The organism is Burkholderia sp. E168m15, assembly GCF_016586105.1.
Lineage (GTDB): Bacteria > Pseudomonadota > Gammaproteobacteria > Burkholderiales > Burkholderiaceae > Burkholderia > Burkholderia orbicola.
In genome coordinates this window covers 19,235-36,179 of sequence record NZ_BCPO01000037.1, presented here as the reverse complement: position 1 = coordinate 36,179, position 16,945 = coordinate 19,235, and the positions used below count along the sequence as shown (strand labels likewise).

General features: G+C 69.0%; 15 protein-coding genes. 5 read left to right on the top strand and 10 right to left on the bottom strand.

What is annotated here, in order from left to right; translation table 11 throughout:
* Positions 1–6 precede the first annotated feature (6 nt).
* The 5 genes from JMF86_RS06740 to JMF86_RS06720 form a co-directional block, all read right to left on the bottom strand.
* A complete protein-coding gene (locus tag JMF86_RS06740) occupies positions 7–1,020 on the bottom strand; it encodes a Gfo/Idh/MocA family protein (RefSeq protein ID WP_201316836.1) in 1,014 nt (337 codons plus the stop codon).
* A 70-nt stretch (positions 1,021–1,090) separates the two neighbouring features.
* A complete protein-coding gene (locus JMF86_RS06735) occupies positions 1,091–2,002 on the bottom strand; it encodes a sugar phosphate isomerase/epimerase family protein (RefSeq protein ID WP_027812322.1) in 912 nt (303 codons plus the stop codon).
* Positions 2,003–2,045: 43 nt separating this feature from the next.
* Positions 2,046–3,071: an ABC transporter permease gene (locus JMF86_RS06730; protein WP_006476229.1), complete on the bottom strand. Its 1,026-nt coding sequence runs from the start codon at positions 3,069–3,071 to the stop codon at positions 2,046–2,048.
* A 27-nt stretch (positions 3,072–3,098) separates the two neighbouring features.
* Positions 3,099–4,673 carry a sugar ABC transporter ATP-binding protein gene (locus JMF86_RS06725; protein WP_126360994.1) on the bottom strand — a complete coding sequence of 525 codons (1,575 nt, stop codon included), beginning with the start codon at positions 4,671–4,673 and terminating at the stop codon, positions 3,099–3,101.
* 68 nt (positions 4,674–4,741) lie between these two features.
* Entirely contained in the window at positions 4,742–5,668 is a 927-nt protein-coding gene (locus JMF86_RS06720; protein WP_011545206.1) for a sugar ABC transporter substrate-binding protein, read from the bottom strand.
* Positions 5,669–5,984: 316 nt separating this feature from the next.
* Here JMF86_RS06720 and iolC point away from each other — a divergent pair, with 316 nt between their 5' ends.
* The 5 genes from iolC (at position 5,985) to JMF86_RS06695 (ending at position 12,355) form a co-directional block, all read left to right on the top strand.
* Positions 5,985–7,940, top strand: coding sequence for a 5-dehydro-2-deoxygluconokinase (iolC, locus tag JMF86_RS06715; RefSeq protein WP_201316835.1), 1,956 nt, complete (start codon positions 5,985–5,987; stop codon positions 7,938–7,940).
* A gap of 46 nt (positions 7,941–7,986) precedes the next feature.
* Entirely contained in the window at positions 7,987–9,870 is a 1,884-nt protein-coding gene (iolD, locus tag JMF86_RS06710; protein WP_201316834.1) for a 3D-(3,5/4)-trihydroxycyclohexane-1,2-dione acylhydrolase (decyclizing), read from the top strand.
* A 60-nt stretch (positions 9,871–9,930) separates the two neighbouring features.
* Positions 9,931–10,860 carry a myo-inosose-2 dehydratase gene (iolE, locus tag JMF86_RS06705; protein ID WP_201316833.1) on the top strand — a complete coding sequence of 310 codons (930 nt, stop codon included), beginning with the start codon at positions 9,931–9,933 and terminating at the stop codon, positions 10,858–10,860.
* Positions 10,861–10,916: 56 nt separating this feature from the next.
* The gene (iolB, locus tag JMF86_RS06700; protein WP_175788187.1) at positions 10,917–11,735 is read left to right on the top strand and encodes a 5-deoxy-glucuronate isomerase; all 819 of its coding nucleotides are present in this window, start codon (positions 10,917–10,919) and stop codon (positions 11,733–11,735) included.
* 125 nt (positions 11,736–11,860) lie between these two features.
* The gene (locus JMF86_RS06695) at positions 11,861–12,355 is read left to right on the top strand and encodes a heme-degrading domain-containing protein (protein ID WP_027807886.1); all 495 of its coding nucleotides are present in this window, start codon (positions 11,861–11,863) and stop codon (positions 12,353–12,355) included.
* 47 nt (positions 12,356–12,402) lie between these two features.
* On the opposite strand, the gene JMF86_RS06690 is transcribed toward JMF86_RS06695, so the two are convergent.
* The 5 genes from JMF86_RS06690 to JMF86_RS06670 form a co-directional block, all read right to left on the bottom strand.
* A complete protein-coding gene (locus tag JMF86_RS06690) occupies positions 12,403–13,149 on the bottom strand; it encodes a glucose 1-dehydrogenase (protein ID WP_027807887.1) in 747 nt (248 codons plus the stop codon).
* A 184-nt stretch (positions 13,150–13,333) separates the two neighbouring features.
* Entirely contained in the window at positions 13,334–14,038 is a 705-nt protein-coding gene (locus tag JMF86_RS06685) for an ABC transporter ATP-binding protein (protein WP_201316832.1), read from the bottom strand.
* On the bottom strand, positions 14,035–14,787 hold the full coding sequence (locus JMF86_RS06680) for an ABC transporter ATP-binding protein (protein WP_201316831.1): 753 nt from the start codon (positions 14,785–14,787) through the stop codon (positions 14,035–14,037). The genes JMF86_RS06685 and JMF86_RS06680 overlap by 4 nt, the downstream gene beginning before the upstream one ends.
* The gene (locus JMF86_RS06675; protein WP_201316849.1) at positions 14,784–16,013 is read right to left on the bottom strand and encodes a branched-chain amino acid ABC transporter permease; all 1,230 of its coding nucleotides are present in this window, start codon (positions 16,011–16,013) and stop codon (positions 14,784–14,786) included. The genes JMF86_RS06680 and JMF86_RS06675 overlap by 4 nt, the downstream gene beginning before the upstream one ends.
* On the bottom strand, positions 16,006–16,941 hold the full coding sequence (locus tag JMF86_RS06670; protein WP_027814092.1) for a branched-chain amino acid ABC transporter permease: 936 nt from the start codon (positions 16,939–16,941) through the stop codon (positions 16,006–16,008). Before JMF86_RS06670 ends, JMF86_RS06675 begins: the two co-directional genes overlap by 8 nt.
* Positions 16,942–16,945: the final 4 nt, after the last annotated feature.

Below are 16,945 nucleotides of genomic sequence, written 5' to 3'. Positions count from 1 at the left end.
TGCGGTTCAGCCGCGATAGAACGCGGGGCGTTCGGCCATCGCGATCGATTCGACCGCGCCGCTCTGCTGGGCCCGTACGCACGCGTCGGCCGCGACCGCCGCCGCGTAGCCGTCCCACGCGGACGGCCCGGTCAGCGCGCCCTGCCGCACGCCGTCGATGAACGCCTGCAGCTCGACGTCGTAAGACGCGATGAAGCGCTCCTTCCAGTCGGTCATGATCTCGACCGACTGCCGCGCCGCATGCTTGAGCCCGACGGCCGGCGGATCGGGCAGCTTCGCGATGCCCTGCTCGCCGACGACCTCGCACTGAATGTCGTAGCCGTACTGGCAGTTCACGAAGATCTCGACGTCGATGCGCACGCCGCTCGCGGTTTCGAGCAGCACGATCTGCGGATCGGCGAGATGCGCGGATGCATGGCGCGTCTTCTTCGGATAGACGACCTGCGCGCTCGTGTAATCCTCGCCGAGCAGCCAGCGCAGCACGTCGAGCTCGTGGATCAGCGTGTCGGTGATCGCCATGTCGGTCGTGTAGCGCTCGCCGACCGACTGGTTGCGGTGCGCGCAATGCAGCATCAGCGGCGCACCGATCTGGCCGCTGTCGATCACGCGCTTGAGCGCGCGATAGCCTTCATCGTACGGCCGCATGAAGCCGACCTGCACGAGCCGCTTGCCGTGCGCGACTTCGGCTTCGACGATCCGCATGCAGCCGTCGGCCGTGACGGCCAGCGGCTTCTCGCAGAACACCGGCTTGCCGTGCGCGATCGCGTCGAGCACGAACGCTTCGTGCGTCGGCCCCCACGACGTGACGAGCACGGCCTGCACGTCGGCGGCCGCGACCACTTCGTGGCCGTCGCCGTAGATCTCGGCGTCGAGCCCGTACTTCGTCACCGCATCGCGCGCCTGCTGCGGATCGATGTCGTTGACGGCCACGACGCGCGCGCCGGACAGCGTGCGCGTCAGTCTGCGAATATGGTCCTGGCCGATCGCGCCGCAGCCGATCACGCCGATTTGCAAGGTCATGCAGTTCTCTCCAGTCGTTCGTTCATCAGCGGCGCGGCCCGTGCCGCGCCGGTCAGCAATCGGTCATCAGTCAGCGCGCGGTGCGATCGAAATGGCGATCGACGTAGCGCTGGATCGCGTCACGCATGTAGCGCGACGACGCTTCCGCGCGGTCCTCCCACGCGAACACGCACGACGACATCACGCCGTCGAAGCCGGCGGCGCCGAGTGCGCGGAAAAACACGTCCCAGTCGATCTCGCCCTGCCCGATGTCGAGATGCTGGTGCACGCGGATCTGGTTCGAGCCGGGCGGGTTCACGATGTAGCGCAGCTGGCTGCTCTTGCGGTGGTCGAACGTGTCAGCCACGCGCACGTGCGCGAGGATCGGCGCGGCCTGCGCGATCATCGCGGCCATGTCGTCGCCGTAGTAGAACGTGTGCGGCGCGATATACGACAGCTTCAACGACGGCGAACCGAGATTCGTGACGATGTCGATCGCCGGCTGCAACTGCTCGATCCAGTCCTCCGGATGCGGCTCGACCGACAGCACGATACGTTCGCGCTCGAGGATCGGCAGCAGTTCGTCCATCGAGCGGAACCACGCGGCCTCGCACAGCTCCTTCGGGTTCGCGCCCGGCCGCTCGCCGACCGAGCGCTCGGGCGACGCGCCGCGCCCGAACTCCGACACCATCAGCGGGCACTCCATCTCGACTGCCACCTCGATCGCCTTCTTCCAGCAGCGCACCGCCCATTGCCGCTCGTCGTCGAACGGGCTGGCCCAGCGGTACATCGGCTGCAGCGACGCGAGGCCCACGCCGCTCGCGCGCAGCGCCTGGCGGAATGCGGCCATGCGTTCGCGGGTCGCGCGCGGCATCACCCACCAGTCGAGAAAGTCGCTGCGCGGCGACAGCTCGATCTGGTCGTAGCCGAGCTCGGCCACCGCGTGCGGCAGGCGATCGAGCGGCAGATGGCGAATCATGTAGGGGTCCAGTGCGATCTTCATCGGGGGTCCTTTGCGAAGTCTGATTCCGGGCTCACGCGCGCGCTCAGCGACGCGACTTCTTGTTGCGGTACTGATCGGCGATCACGGCCGCGACGATGATCGCGCCCTTCACCATCTCCTGGTAGTACGCGTCGATGCGGATGAACGTGAAGCCCGACGTCATCACGCCGAGGATCAGCACGCCGATCACGGTGCCCGTCACGCGGCCGAGGCCGCCCGACAGCGACGTGCCGCCGATCACGACGGCCGCGATCGCATCGAGCTCGTACATCACGCCCATGCCCGACTGGCCGGAGATCGCGCGCGCGGCCGTCACGGTACCGGCGATGCCGCTCAACAGGCCCGCGATCGCGTAGACGAAGATCAGGTGCCGCGTGACGTTGATGCCGGACACGACGGCCGCGTGGCGGTTCGCGCCGATCGCATACGTGTACTTGCCGAAGCGCGTGTAGCGCAGCACGACGTGGAAGATCGCGGCCACCACCAGGAAGATGATCACCGGATTCGCCCCTGCACCGATCGCCGCGAACGGGTCGGTCAGCATCGACACCGGCATTCCGTTGGTGAACCACTTCGCGAAGCCGCGCGCGGCGACCATCGTGCCGAGCGTCGCGATGAACGGCGGGATGCCCGTCAGCGCGATCAGCGTGCCGTTCAGGAGGCCCACCAGCAGCCCGACGCACACGCCGGCCAGCACCGGCCAGATGACCGGCAGGTCGGTGAGGTGCGGAAACACCGCGCGCGGGAAGTCGGACACCTGCGCGAGGCTCGCCGACACGACGGCGGCCGCCGCGACGACCGAGCCCGACGACAGGTCGATCCCGCTGGTGATGATCACGAGGTTCACGCCGACCGCGATGATGCCGATCACGGCCATCTGCAGCACGATGATCTCGAGCCGCTCGGCATTGAACAGGAAGCTCTGGCCGACGACGATCCAGCCGACGACCTCGAAGAACAGGCTGATGCCGACCAGCACCAGGAAGATGCTCAGTTCGGGCGGCCACTTCGCATGCCGCGACTTGAGTGTCATGGTCTGCGCATCCGCGACCGGGTTCAGGTTGCCCATTTCAGTTGTCTCCAATCTTGTTGCGGCTCAGCGCGACGCGAGATCCATGATGCGGACCTGGTCGGCGTCCTTGCGATCGACGATGCCGGTCATGCGCCCTTCGTGCATCACCATCACGCGATCGCTCATCCCCAGCACTTCCGGCATTTCCGACGAGATCATCAGCACCGCGACGCCCTTGCCGGCGAGCGCGCTGACGAGCCGGTGGATCTCGGCCTTCGCGCCGACGTCGATGCCGCGCGTCGGTTCGTCGAGGATCAGGATGCGCGGCTGCGTGAGCAGCCACCGGCCGATCAGCACCTTCTGCTGGTTGCCGCCCGACAGGTTCTGGATTTCCTCGTGCAGCCCGGGCGACTTCACGCGCAGCATCCGGCTCATTTCCTCGCAGTCGCGCTTCAACTGCGCCTGCTGCACGAAATTGAACTTCACGTAGCGGTGGCTCAGCACCGCCGCTTCCATGTTCGCGAGCAGGTCGAGATTCAGGAAGCAGCCGGAATCCTTGCGGTCCTCGGTGAGGAACGCCATCCCGTGTTTCATCGCCTGCGCGGGCGTCGCAATACGCACCGGCTTGCCGTCGATGCGGATCTCGCCCGACGTGGCCGGCACGACGCCGAACAGCGCCTCTGCGACGTTCGAGCGCCCGGAGCCGACGAGGCCCGCGACGCCGAGGATTTCGCCCGCGCGCAGTTCGAAGCTCACGTCGCGGAACACGCCGTCGACGCAGAGATCCTTCACCGACAGCACGACGTCGCCGATCGGCACGTCTTCTTTCGGGAACATCTGCGTGATTTCGCGCCCGACCATCATGCGGATGATGTCGTCGCGCGTGACGTCGCTCGACGCATGCGTGCCGATGTACTTGCCGTCGCGAAACACCGAGAACTCGTCGGCGATCTCGAACAGCTCGTTCATCTTGTGGGTGATGTAGACGATGCCCTTGCCCTGCTCGCGCAGCTGGCGAATGATGCGGAACAGGTGCGTGACTTCCTTGTCGGTCAGCGCGGAGGTCGGCTCGTCCATGATCAGCACGTCCGAGTCGAACGACACGGCCTTCGCGATCTCGACCATCTGGCGGCTCGCGACGGTCAGCGTGCGCACGTCGGTCTCCGGATCGATGTCGATCGACAGCCGCTCGAACAGCGCGGCCGTGCGGCGGCGCAGCTCGGCGTGATCGATCAGGCCGAAACGGTTCTTCGGTTCGCGGCGAATCCAGATGTTCTCCGCGACCGTCATGTACGGCATCAGGTTGAGTTCCTGATGGATCATCGCGATGCCGCGGTCGAGCGCATCGAGCGGGCCGTTCAGCACGACCGGTTCGCCGTTGATCAGGATTTCGCCCTGGTCGGGCGTGTAGACGCCCGCAATGATCTTCATCAGCGTGGACTTGCCGGCGCCGTTCTCACCCATCAGCGCATGCACGGTGCCGCGGCGCACGCGGAACTGCACGCCGTCGAGCGCGACGACGCCGGGAAAGGACTTGCCGACGCCGCGCACCTCGAGCACGCAGTCGGCCATGGGCGCACCGGACGAACCGGGCGCGGCGGACGACGCGGCCGGCGCGCTTTCGCTGGCCATCGAGCGCGCGATCCTGGCTGTAAACATGGACGTTCCTCGAAAATCGCGCGCGAACCCGGTCGCGCCGGGCCCGCGCAGTTCAGCGGAAAAACCGGTCAGTGCTTCGCGTACTGGTTCATGTTCTCCGGCGTCACGAGTTCGAACGGCACGTTCACGTAGCGATCGACCGGCTGCTTCTTCGCGAGCTTGAGCGCCGCGGCCACCGCCTGCGCGCCCTGCCCGGTCGCGTTCTGGTACACCGACACCTTCAGCTCGCCGGCCTTCATCGCCGCGAGCCCGTCCGGCGTCGCGTCGATACCGGCGACGACCGTCTTCGGCGTGAGCTTGCGCGCGGCCTTCAGCGCGTTGATCGCGCCGATCGCCATTTCGTCGTTGTTCGACACGATCGCGTCGAACTTGGTCCCGGAGCTCAGCCAGTTCATCGTGATGTCCTGGCCCTGCGTGCGGCTCCACTTGCCTTCGCGCTTGTCGACGATCTTCATGCCCGCGCATTCCTTCGTCGCGATCACGTCCTCGATGTCCTTGGTGCGCGCGCGCGCCGATTCGTTGGACAGCTCGCCCATCAGCACCAGGAGGTCGCCCTTGCCGCCGAGCAGCTTGCACACCTGGCGCGCCTGCAGCGTGCCCGACTGCTTTTCGTCGGACGCGACGACCGCGACGCCGGCCGGCAGCTTGTCGAAATCGACCGGCTTGCGGTTCACGTAGATGAGCGGGATCTTCGCCGCGGTCACCATCTTCGTGATCTTCGGCGTCGCGTCGGTATCGACCGGATTCACGATGATCGCGTCGACCTTCTGCGCGATCATGTTCTGGACCTGGCTCAACTGCTTGCCGACGTCATTGCCGCCGTCCTCGATCTGCACCGTCGCGCCGTCCTTCTTCGCCGAATCGGCGATGCTGTTGCGCAGGATGGTCAGAAACGTGTCGTCGAACGATGCCATCGTCACGCCGATCTTCTCGGCATGCGCGAGCGGCGCAGCCAGGATCGCGGCGGCCGCGACGGCCATCAGCTTGGTCTTCATGATCAATCTGTCTCCTCATCTCCGGGGGCGGAAGACGGCGCGTTGCGCGCCGCCGGGCCGAGTCCGATCTGGTCCGATCGGGACTGAAGCATCCGGATGAAACTGTAGATCACTTCCTCGAAAATTTGGAAATTTATTTCTACGTGATTTCACCTAGGGAACTGTATTTCCAAAAAGTCTAGACTCCGTTCCGTAGCCCGACTCCCGGTGGCAGGCAGCCTCGTGTCGTGCGGCATAGGCCGCGGACAGTCGCCACCGGATCGGTCCCCTAATCTGCCGGCAGCGCCGAACGCCGGCCGCGAGCGTGACACGTGATATGAGCCTGCTGAACTTTCCGAGTGACCGCCCCATCGATCTCGCCTGCCTCGGCCGCGTGGCCGTGGATCTCTATGCGCAGCAGTACGGCAGCCGCCTCGAGGACGCGCGCAGCTTCCAGATGTATCTCGGCGGCTCGTCGGGCAACGTCGCGTTCGGCGTCGCGCGGCTCGGGTTGAAGACCGCGATGATTTCGCGCGTCGGCGACGAGCAGATGGGCTGCTTCCTGCGCGAGACGCTCGAGCGCGAAGGCTGCGACACGAGCCAGCTGCAGACCGACCGCGAGCGCCTCACCGCGCTGGTGCTGCTCGGGCTGAAGGATCGCGATACGTTCCCGCTGCTGTTCGTGCGCGAGAACTGCGCGGACATGGCCGTGCGCGCCGACGAGATCAGCGAGGATTTCATCGCCGGTTGCCGCGCACTGGCGATCACCGGCACGCATCTGTCGACGTCGGGCACGCGCGAAGCGTCGCTGACTGCGCTCGGCTATGCGCGCCGCCACGGCGCGGTCCGCATCCTCGACATCGACTACCGGCCGGTGCTGTGGGGACTGACCGCGCGCGGCGCCGGCGAAAACCGCTACGTGCCCGACGCGCAGGTGACACGGCAACTGCAGCAGGTACTCGGCGAATTCGATCTGCTGGTCGGCACCGAGGAGGAATTCCTGATCGCGGGCGGTGTGCCGCATGACCTGATCGGGTCGTTGCAGGCGGTGCGCGCGATCACGAACGCGACGCTGGTCGTCAAGCGCGGCGCGCTCGGCTGCTGCGTGATCGAAGGCGACATTCCGGCCGGCATCGACGCTGCGCCGACCTTTCTCGGCGAGCGCGTCGAGGTGCTCAACGTGCTCGGCGCGGGCGATGCGTTCCTGTCCGGCCTGCTGTCGGGGCTGCTGCGCGGGCGCGACTGGGCCGAATCGACGCGCATCGCGAACGCGTGCGGCGCGATCGTCGTGTCGCGCCATGCGTGCTCGGCCGCGATGCCGACGCCGGCGGAACTCGCGCACTGGTTCGACGGCAGCCGCAATCCGCAGGTCGACGCCGACCGCACGCTCGCGCACCTGCATCGCGTGACGGTGCCACGCCGAGAATGGGACGACCTGTGCGTGATGGCGTTCGACCATCGCAGCCAGTTCTACGAGCTGGCGGTGCAGGCCGGCGCGGACGAAGCGCGGATCAAGACGTTGAAGCGCCTGCTCGTGCGCGCGGTCGAACAGGTCGAGCGCGATCGCGGCATCGCCGGCCACGTCGGCGTGCTGATCGACGGCGGCGCGTACGGTAGCGACGCGCTCGCGTCGGCCACCGGGCGCGGCTGGTGGGTCGGCCGTCCGGTCGAGCTGCCGGGCTCGCGGCCGCTGCGCTTCGACGACACGCGCTCGGTCGGCTCGTCGCTCACGCACTGGCCGACCGAACAGGTCGTGAAGTGCCTCGTCCACTATCACCCCGACGACCCTGTCGACCTGCGCGTCGAGCAGGAGCAGCGCGTGCTGGAACTGTGGGAAGCCACGCGCGCGAGCGGCAACGAGCTGCTGCTGGAAATGATTCCGCCGCGCGCGGTCACGCCGGCCGGCACCGAGGACGACGCGGTGCTGCGCACGATCGCGCGCTTCTACAACCTCGGCGTGAAGCCCGAATGGTGGAAGCTCACGCCGCTCACCGCCGACGGCTGGGCGCGGCTCGCCGCGCTGATCGCCGAGCGCGACCCGCATTGCCGCGGCGCGGTGATCCTCGGGCTGAACCAGCCGCTGCAATACCTCGTCGACAGCTTCCGCTCGGCGACCAACCCGATCGTCAAGGGCTTCATGGTCGGGCGCACGTTGTGGGCCGATGCGTCGCTGAACTGGTTCGCGGGCCGGATCGACGATCAGGCGCTGATCGACGAAGTGGCCGGCAACTTCGCGCAACTGGTCGACGCGTGGCTGGGCCGCCGTACCGCCGCGCGCGCCGCCGCGGCCTGATGCCCGTGTTCGTGACGACCACCCGACTTCTCTCTATCGAACGACGATGACCACCACCGTAAGACTGACCGTCAGCCAGGCGCTCGTGCGCTACCTGGCCGCCCTGCGCGCCGAAGTCGTCCAGCCCGACGGCCGCACCGAGATCCTGCCGTACTGCGGCGGCGTGTTCGCGATCTTCGGCCACGGCAACGTGGCCGGGCTCGGCGAAGCGCTGCACGCGGAGAAAGGCCGGCTGCCGACGTTTCGCGCGCACAACGAGCAAGGGATGGCCAATGCGGCCGTCGCGTTCGCGAAAGCGAATTTCCGCCAGCGGATGATGGCCGCGACGTCGAGCATCGGCCCCGGCGCCACCAACATGCTGACTTCGGCCGCGCTCGCGCACGTCGGCCGCTTGCCGCTGCTGCTGCTGCCCGGCGACGTGTTCGTGTCGCGGCTGCCCGACCCGGTGCTGCAGCAGGTCGAGGATTTCGAACAGGGCGACGTCAGCGCGAACGACTGCTTCCGGCCAGTCACGCGCTACTTCGACCGCATCACGTCGCCCGAGCAACTGCTCGTCGCGCTGCCGCGCGCGATCCAGGTAATGATCGATCCCGCGCAATGCGGACCCGTGTGCCTCGCGCTGCCGCAGGACGTGCAGACCTTCGCGTACGACTGGCCCGAGGATTTCTTCGCGCCGCCGCTGATCCGGATGCGCCGGCCGCCGGCCGACGCGCTCGAGCTCGCCGATGCGCTCGACGTGCTGAAGGCCGCGAAGAAGCCGCTGATCGTCGCCGGCGGCGGCGTGCTGTACAGCCAGGCGTGGGATACACTGCACGCGTTCGCCGACACGCACGGCGTGCCGGTCGCCGAATCGCAGGCCGGCAAGGGCAGCCTCGCGTGGGATCACCCGCTGAACCTCGGCTCGATCGGCGTGACGGGCTCGCCCGCCGCGAACCGCGCGGCCGCGCAGGCCGACGTCGTGTTCGCGGTCGGCACGCGGCTGCAGGATTTCACGACCGGCTCGCACGCGCTCTACGGCGACGCGACGCTGCTGAGCCTGAACGTGCAGCCGTTCGACGCGGGCAAGAAGCGCGGCCGGCAACTGGTGGCCGATGCGCGCACCGGCCTCGGGCAACTGTCGGCCGCGCTGGCCGGCTGGCGCGCCGATCCGGCGTGGACCGCCGCGAACCGCGACCAGGCCGCCGCGTGGAACGCGCGCGTGACGGAGCTGACCACCCGGATTCCGAAGGACACGCTGCCGTACGACGCCGAAGTGATCGGCGCGGTGCGCGACTCCGCGGCCGACGCGGGGCGTGACAGCGCGCGCGACGATCTGGTCGTCTGCGCGGCCGGCACGCTGCCGGCCGAACTGCACAAACTGTGGCGCAGCGGCGTACCGGGCAACTACCACATGGACTATGCGTATTCGTGCATGGGCTACGAAGTCGCGGGCGGCCTCGGCGCGAAGCTCGCGCGGCCCGAGCGCGAAGTCATCGTGATCGTCGGCGACGGCTCGTACATGATGCTCAACGCGGAACTCGCGACCTCCGTGATGCTCGGCCGCAAGATCATCGTCGTGATCCTCGACAACCGCGGCTACGGCTGCATCGAGCGGCTGCAACTCAATTGCGGCGGCGCGAGCTTCAACAACATGCTCGACGACTGCGTGCCCGAAGGCGGCGAACGCTCGACGATCGACTTCGCGATGCATGCACGCTCGATGGGCGCCGAAGCCGTGCACGTGCGCGACGTCGGCGAGCTGCGCCACGAAATGAAGCGCGCGCGTGCGGCGACGACCAGCCAGGTGCTCGTGATCGACACTACGCACCAGCGCACGACCGACGACGGCGGCGCGTGGTGGGAAGTCGCGGTGCCGCAGGTGTCCGAACGCGCCGGCGTCGTGGACGCACACCGCGCGTATCTCGACGCGAAAAACCGCCAGCGGCGCTGATCCGCTCACCCTTTCCATCGGCCGCGCCGAGACAACACCATTCGAACCAGGAAACACGTCATGAGCTGGAACGTCCGCATCGGTATCAATCCCCTGTCGTGGATGAACGACGACCTGCCGTCGCTCGGCGGCGAGACGCCGCTCGAAACGGCGCTGAAGGAAGGCGCCGAAATCGGCTATGCGGGCTTCGAGCTCGGCAACAAGTTTCCGAAGACGGGCCCCGAACTGAAGGCGAAGCTCGCCGAATTCGGGCTCGTGTGCGTATCGGGCTGGTATTCGGGCTTCCTCGCGGAGCTCGCGCCGGGCATGACCGATGCCGATGCGGTCGCCGCCGAAATCGAGCACTGCCGCGCGCACATGACGAAGCTGCAGTACAACGACGTGAAAGTCGTCGTGTACGGCGAATGCGCGGGCACGATCCAGGGCAACATCGACACGCCGGTCGCGAAGCGGCCGCGTTTCGTCGACGACGCAGCGTGGCGGCGCTATGCGGCGCGCCTCGACGCATTCGGCGCGCACCTGCTCGACACGTACGGCATCAAGCTTGCCTACCATCACCACATGGGCGCATACGTCGAGTCGCCGGACGACGTCGACCGGCTGATGGCGCTGACCGATCCGGCGAAGGTGTTCCTGCTGTTCGACACGGGCCACGCGTATTTCGGCGGCGCGGCCGACCCGGTCGCGCTGCTGAAGAAGCACGTGTCGCGCGTCGCGCACGTGCATTGCAAGGACGTGCGGCCGCAGGTCGTCAACCAGGCGCGCAACGACGGCTGGAGCTTCCTGAACGGCGTGATCAACGGCACCTTCACGGTGCCGGGCGACGGCGCGCTCGACTACGACGCGACGCTGCGCACGCTGAAGGACGCTGGCTATGAAGGCTGGCTCGTCGTCGAGGCCGAGCAGGACCCGGCCGTCGCGCCGAGCTATGCGTATGCGAAGAAAGGCTACGAATCGCTGCGCGCAATCGTCGACCGGTTGAGCGCGTAAGACGGCACGCAGGCGCGTGAGCGCTCGAGCCCTACCCTATTGCGGAGACCCATTTCATGACGATTTCTCCCCTGCTGATCAAGGCATCCGCCGACCGCGAGATCTGTAACGTCACGCCCGAATCGGCCGGCTGGAAGCACGTCGGCTTTCGCGCGCTGCGCCTGAAGGCCGGCGACACGGAAACGCTCGACACCGGCACGCGCGAACTGTGCGTCGTGGTGCTGACGGGCACCGTGCGTGCCGAAGTCGACGGCGAAACCTACGATGCACTCGGCAAGCGCGACAGCGTGTTCGAGGACGTGTCGCCGGACGCGCTGTACGTGCCGGGCGGCAAGCGCGTCACGCTGGTCGCGACGCGCGATGCGGAAGTCGCGCTGTGCACCGCGCCGTACGCGAGCGGCGACAAGCGCGTGCTGCGCCTCGACGGCGAGCGGATGCGCCGTTCGGTGCGCGGGCAAGGCACCAACACGCGCTACGTATGCGACATCCTGATGGGCGACAATCCGGCCGCCGACCGGCTGCTCGTCGTCGAAGTCGTCACGCCGGCCAGCCATTCGAGCAGCTATCCGCCGCACAAGCACGACCGCGACGCGGCGCCCGACGAGACGTCGCTCGAGGAAACCTATTACCACCGGATCGATCCGCCGCAGGGTTTCGCGTTCCAGCGCGTGTACACGGACGACCGCAGCCTCGACGAAGCGTGCGCGGTCGAGAACCACGACGTCGTGATGGTGCCGCGCGGCTATCACCCGGTGGTCGCGCCTCACGGCTACAACCTGTACTACCTGAACGTGATGGCGGGCCCGAGCCGCGCGTGGGCGTTCAAGAACGATCCCGCGCATGAGTGGATGCTCGACGCGGCGCCGAAACGTTGAAGTGCTGAAGAAGTGCTGACGTGCTGAAACGCCGAAGCACTGAATGGAACACGGGCCCTCGCGCGGCCCCTGACGATGCGACGCCCGGCACGCGCGTACCGCGCCGGCCACGCTACGGAGCCGCCATGGTGACGCCCCCCTTTCGCCTTGCACCCCACGCCTTCGACGACGACGCGTCGAACCCGGCCCTGCCGCACTTCAATGCGGCCGTCGCACGTCGAATGGGCGAAATCGCGGTCAACCTCGCGTCGCGACGCGGGCTGCCGATCGCGGTCGGCATCGTCGGCGGGCACGCACCACTGTTCTACTGCGCGCTCGACGGCAGCGGCGCGCACGACGGCGATGCGATCCGCCGCCGGCAGAACACGGTGCTGCGGTTCGGCCAGAGTTCGCTCGCGGTCGGCGCTTGCTTCCGGCGTGCCGGCTGGTCGCTGCGCTCGCAGGGCCTGTCGGACGACGACTATGCGCTCGACGGCGGCGGTGTGCCGTTGCGGGTCGCCGGGGCCGGCATCGTCGGCGCGATGACGATCGCGGGGCTCGGCTCCGAAGCCAATCACGCGCTCGTCGTCGAATGCCTGCGCTGGCACGTCGGCGCGAATGCGCTCGCAATGAGCGCGTAGCGGCGCGAACGGCGCACACGCACCGTTCGCGTGGACTGCGTGGATGCTCAGCGCAGCCCGCCGCTCGCGACGAGACGCTCGCCGGTCAGCCAACGTGCATCGTCCGACGCGAGAAATACGGCGACCGACGCGATGTCGTTCGGCTCGCCGAGCCGGCCGAGCGGCGTCTGGCTACGCACCTGTGCGTCCATATCGGAACCGATGATGCCCGCGCTGTGCGTGCCTTCGGTCACGACCATCCCCGGGTTGATCGCGTTCACGCGGATCTTGCGCGGGCCGAGTTCGAGCGCGAGCACGCCGGTGATCGCGTCGACCGCGCCCTTCGTGCCGCTGTACACGGCGCTGGCCGGCGGCGTGATGCTGGTCACCACCGAGCTGATGTTGATGATGCTCGCGCCTTCGCCGAGATGCTTGACCGCGGCCTGCGTGGTCAGCAGCACGCCGAACACGTTCGTGTCGAACTGCCGGCGGTAGTGTTCCTCGGTGATTGCTTCGATCGGTGCGAATTCGTACACGCCGGAGTTGTTGACGAGCACGTCGAGACGGCCGTACGTGTCGATCGCGGTATCGACGATGCGCTGCGCATCGGCGGCCTTCGACACGTCGCCGCCGACCGCGACCGCGCGGCCGCCCGCTTCGGTGATCGCGCTCACGACCGCGTCCGCACCCGCCTTGCTGCTCGCGTAGTTGACGACGACCGCTGCGCCTTCGTCGGCCAGTGCCTTTGCGATTGCCGCGCCGATGCCCTTGGATGCGCCCGTGACGATCGCGACCTTGCCTGTCAGCTTGCTCATGATTTCATTCCTCAGTCCGAAGACGTTCGATGGATGGTGCCGGTTGCCGCGACGATGCGTTGACGCGTCGACGCGTTGTGAGGGCGACCGGCCTGACTGGCAATGTACGTTGCGGCACCGCAGCGATAAAGCGGCTCGACGCGAATTGACTGGCGGAGTTTGCCGAACAATCGACCGGGCGCGGTCAGCCGGCGCTCAACCACGCATCGGCGACCTCGCCGCCCAGCCCGTCGAGCGCGCCGTCGTAGACGATCCGTCCGCGCCCCATCACCGCAACGCGCCGCGCGAGCCGCGGCGCGAGTTGCAGCCGCTGCTCGATCAGCATGATCGCGACGCCATCGGCCTGCAGCGCGGCGAGGCATGCGCCGACTTCGTCGACCGCGAGCGGCGCGAGCCCCTCGGCCGGCTCGTCGACGATCAGCCCGCGCGGGCGGCCGGCGAGTGCGCGCACCAGCGCGAGCACCTGCTGCTCGCCGCCCGACAGCCGCCCGGCTTTCACGTCCGCGCGCGCGGCCAGCAGCGGAAAACGCTCGAACAGACGATCGAGCGCCGTGCGTTCGGCGGCGCCGCTCGCGCCGCGCAAACCGAGCCGCAGGTTGTCGCGCACGCTCAGCAGCGGAAACACGTCGCGGCTTTCAGCCACGTAAGCAACGCCGCGCCGCGCGATCTCGAACGTGCGCGCACCCGCGCATTCGGCGCCGGCGATGCGCACCGAGCCGGCCGTGCGTACGAGCCCCATCACGGCCTTCGCGAGTGTCGAGCGTCCCGAGCCGTTGCGGCCGAGCAGCGCGAGCGTCTCGCCCGGCGCGAGCGCGAGATCGACGCCGTCGAGCACGGGCTGCCTCCCGTACCACGCGCGCAGCCCGCGAATGTCGAGCACGGCGTTCATGCCGCGCCCTCGCCCAGGTACGCGGCACGCACGCTCGGATCGGCGCGGATCGCATCGGGCGCGCCGGTCGCGACCACCGCGCCGCGCACGAGCACCGTGATGCGTTCGGCGAAACCGAACACCGCGTCCATGTCGTGCTCGATCATCAGCACCGTGCGGCCCTGCGTCGTCGCACGGATCAGCGCGATCATCCGCGCCGCCTGCGCGCGGCTCATGCCGGCCGTCGGCTCGTCGAGCAGCAGCGTACGTGCACCGCTCGCGAGCGCGATCCCGAGATCGAGCGCGCGTTGCTCCGCGTAGCTCAATTCACCGGCCGGCGTGTCGCGCCGCGCGTCGAGGCCGATGTCGTACAGCACGCGCGCGGCCGCGAGATCGATCGACGCCGATTCGCGCAGCCGGGTCCACCAGCGCCGCCGCTCGGCCGGCGCATGCAGCGCCGCGCAGCGCAGGTTGTCGAATACGCTCAGGCGCGCGAATGCGCTCGTCTGCTGGAAACTGCGGCCGATGCCGAGGCGGCTCGCGACGACCGGCCCGCGCCCGCGCAGCTCGACGCCGTGCAGCATGACGCGCCCGCGCGTCGGGCGCGTCGCCCCGGCGATCACGCCGAACAGCGTCGACTTGCCCGCGCCGTTCGGTCCGATCAGCGCGTGGCGCTCGCCGGCCGCGATGCTCAGATCGACGCCGTCGAGCACGGTCTGCGCGCCGAAGCGCTGCACCACGCCGTGAAGCGCGATCGCGTTGCCGTTCATCGTGCGTCCTCCTGCGTGGCGACCGCCGCGCCGTGCCCGAGCCGCGCGCGCCAGCCCCACAGCAGCGTGCCGATGCCGGCCGCCGAAGCCGCGACGGCCCAGCCGACCGGCGTATCGGCGTCGATGCCCCATGTGCCGAAAGCGAGGCCCGTGCCGTCGTCCTGCGCGAAGCGCCACGCATAGCCGAGCTCGGCCGCGCAGACGATCGCGACGCCCCAGAACACGCACGCACCGATCGCGCACAGCACCCGCCAGCGCTCGGTCGCCGGCACATCGCGCCGCAATGCATGCGCGAGCGCCTGCGCGATGCCGGCGATCCCGCCCGGCGCGGCCACGACGACCGCGACGAACAGCACGCCCAGATACAGCGCCCACGCACGCGACACGCCCGCGACGCCGATACTCAGCGCGGTCAGCACGGCCGCGCCGGCCGCCGGCCCGAAGAACGCACCGGTGCCGCCGATCACCGCGGCGATCAGCACGGTCGCCGAGCGCGCCATCGACACGCTGTCGGGCGTCGCGAGTTCGACGTCGATCAGCGTCAGCGTGCCGGCGACGCCGGCGAAGAACGATGCGCAGGTGACCATCGCGAGCCGCACGCGGCGCGGATCGGTGCCGAGCGCCGCGACGCGCGCCGGGTTGTCGCGCACCGCGTTCGCGAGCCGCGCGAGCGGTGTGCGCGTCAGCACATGCATGGCCGCCGCCGACACGACGCACCACGCGGCGATCAGCGCATACGCGTGGGCCGGCGCGCCGAAATACCCGTTGCCCCACGGCGCGCCGCTCGCCCGGTCGATCGGCACGCCGCCGATCCCGCCGAACCACGCGGGCACGCTCCACGCGGCGGCCGCGACGCATTCGCCGAGCCCGAGCGTGATCATCGCGAACGCGGTGCCCGAGCGGCGCGTCGCCAACAGCCCGGCGACGAACCCGAAGCCCGCGCCGGCCATGCCGCCGACGAGCGGCAGCAGCGGCAGCGGGCCGCCGACGTGATTGAACCAGTGGGCGGCCGCGAACGCGCCGAGGCCTGCGAATGCCGCATGCCCGAACGACAACAGCCCGGTCGTGCCGAGCTGCAGGTTGTACGACAGCGCGAGCACGACGAGCGCGGCCGTCTGCGCGAGATAGCCGAGCACCGCACCATGCGGCCACAGCCACGCGGGCAGCGCGACGCACGCGGCGAACAGCGCCCAGCGCATGCATCCGGCCAATGCGCGGCTACGCATCGACACGCTCGCCGAACAATCCGCGCGGCCGCGCGACCAGCACCGCGACGAGCAGCAGGTACGGCACCAGCGGCGCCAGTTGCGCGATCGACACCGCTGCCACGCTGTCGGGCAGCGCGATCCCCGTCCATTGCGCGAGGTCGCGCAGCGACGTGTCGCTCGCGGCCGCGAAGGTCTGCGCGAAACCGACCGCGAGCGACGCGACGAACGCACCGCCGAGCGAGCCGAGCCCGCCGATCACGACCACCGCGAACACGACCGACCCGACCGTCTCGGCGAGCGCCGGTTCGATCACCGCGAGCGGCGCGCCGATCACGCCGGCCAGCGCCGCGAGCGCGGTGCCCGCGCCGAACAGCGCCGTCATCACGCGCGGCACATCGTAGCCGAGCGCCTCGACCGCCGCGCGATGCGTGAGCGCCGCGCGCACGACGAGCCCGATACGCGACGCGCGCAGCAGCACGCCGAGCGCGACCAGCATCGTCGTGGACATCGCCATCATGAACAGCCGGTAACGCGGCAAGGCGAGACCGAACACGGTCACGGGCGCGCCGTCGAACAGCGGCGGCACCGGCGCCGGCAGCGGCGCGAGGCCCCACACGAGTTTCGCGCCCTCGCCGATCAGGTATGCAAGACCGAAGGTCAGCAGCAGTTCGCTCGTATGGCCGCGCGCCTGCACGCGGCGCAGCAGCGCGCGTTCGCAGCCGGCGCCGAGCAGCCCGACCGCCAGCGGCGCGAGCACGAGCGCGGGCCAGAAGCCCGCCCAGGCCGCGATGCTGTAGCCCACGTACGCACCGAGCATGTAGAAGCTCGCATGCGCGAAGTTGAGCACACCCTGCACGCTGAAGATCAGCGTGAGGCCGGCCGACAGCATGAACAGCAGCAAGCCGTAGCTGAGGCCGTTGAAGGCCTGGAGCGCGAACGCGTGCACCGCG

What these genes read in the sequence shown, in the direction of transcription:
- iolD (WP_201316834.1), top strand. Translation starts at nt 7,987, where the DNA reads ATGACCACCACCGTAAGACTGACCGTCAGCCAGGCGCTCGTGCGCTAC.
- JMF86_RS06725 (WP_126360994.1), bottom strand. Translation starts at nt 4,673, where the DNA reads ATGTTTACAGCCAGGATCGCGCGCTCGATGGCCAGCGAAAGCGCGCCG.
- JMF86_RS06680 (WP_201316831.1), bottom strand. Translation starts at nt 14,787, where the DNA reads ATGAACGGCAACGCGATCGCGCTTCACGGCGTGGTGCAGCGCTTCGGC.
- JMF86_RS06735 (WP_027812322.1), bottom strand. Translation starts at nt 2,002, where the DNA reads ATGAAGATCGCACTGGACCCCTACATGATTCGCCATCTGCCGCTCGAT.
- JMF86_RS06740 (WP_201316836.1), bottom strand. Translation starts at nt 1,020, where the DNA reads ATGACCTTGCAAATCGGCGTGATCGGCTGCGGCGCGATCGGCCAGGAC.
- JMF86_RS06690 (WP_027807887.1), bottom strand. Translation starts at nt 13,149, where the DNA reads ATGAGCAAGCTGACAGGCAAGGTCGCGATCGTCACGGGCGCATCCAAG.
- JMF86_RS06730 (WP_006476229.1), bottom strand. Translation starts at nt 3,071, where the DNA reads ATGGGCAACCTGAACCCGGTCGCGGATGCGCAGACCATGACACTCAAG.
- JMF86_RS06720 (WP_011545206.1), bottom strand. Translation starts at nt 5,668, where the DNA reads ATGAAGACCAAGCTGATGGCCGTCGCGGCCGCCGCGATCCTGGCTGCG.
- iolE (WP_201316833.1), top strand. Translation starts at nt 9,931, where the DNA reads ATGAGCTGGAACGTCCGCATCGGTATCAATCCCCTGTCGTGGATGAAC.
- JMF86_RS06675 (WP_201316849.1), bottom strand. Translation starts at nt 16,013, where the DNA reads ATGCGTAGCCGCGCATTGGCCGGATGCATGCGCTGGGCGCTGTTCGCC.
- JMF86_RS06685 (WP_201316832.1), bottom strand. Translation starts at nt 14,038, where the DNA reads ATGAACGCCGTGCTCGACATTCGCGGGCTGCGCGCGTGGTACGGGAGG.
- iolC (WP_201316835.1), top strand. Translation starts at nt 5,985, where the DNA reads ATGAGCCTGCTGAACTTTCCGAGTGACCGCCCCATCGATCTCGCCTGC.
- iolB (WP_175788187.1), top strand. Translation starts at nt 10,917, where the DNA reads ATGACGATTTCTCCCCTGCTGATCAAGGCATCCGCCGACCGCGAGATC.
- JMF86_RS06695 (WP_027807886.1), top strand. Translation starts at nt 11,861, where the DNA reads ATGGTGACGCCCCCCTTTCGCCTTGCACCCCACGCCTTCGACGACGAC.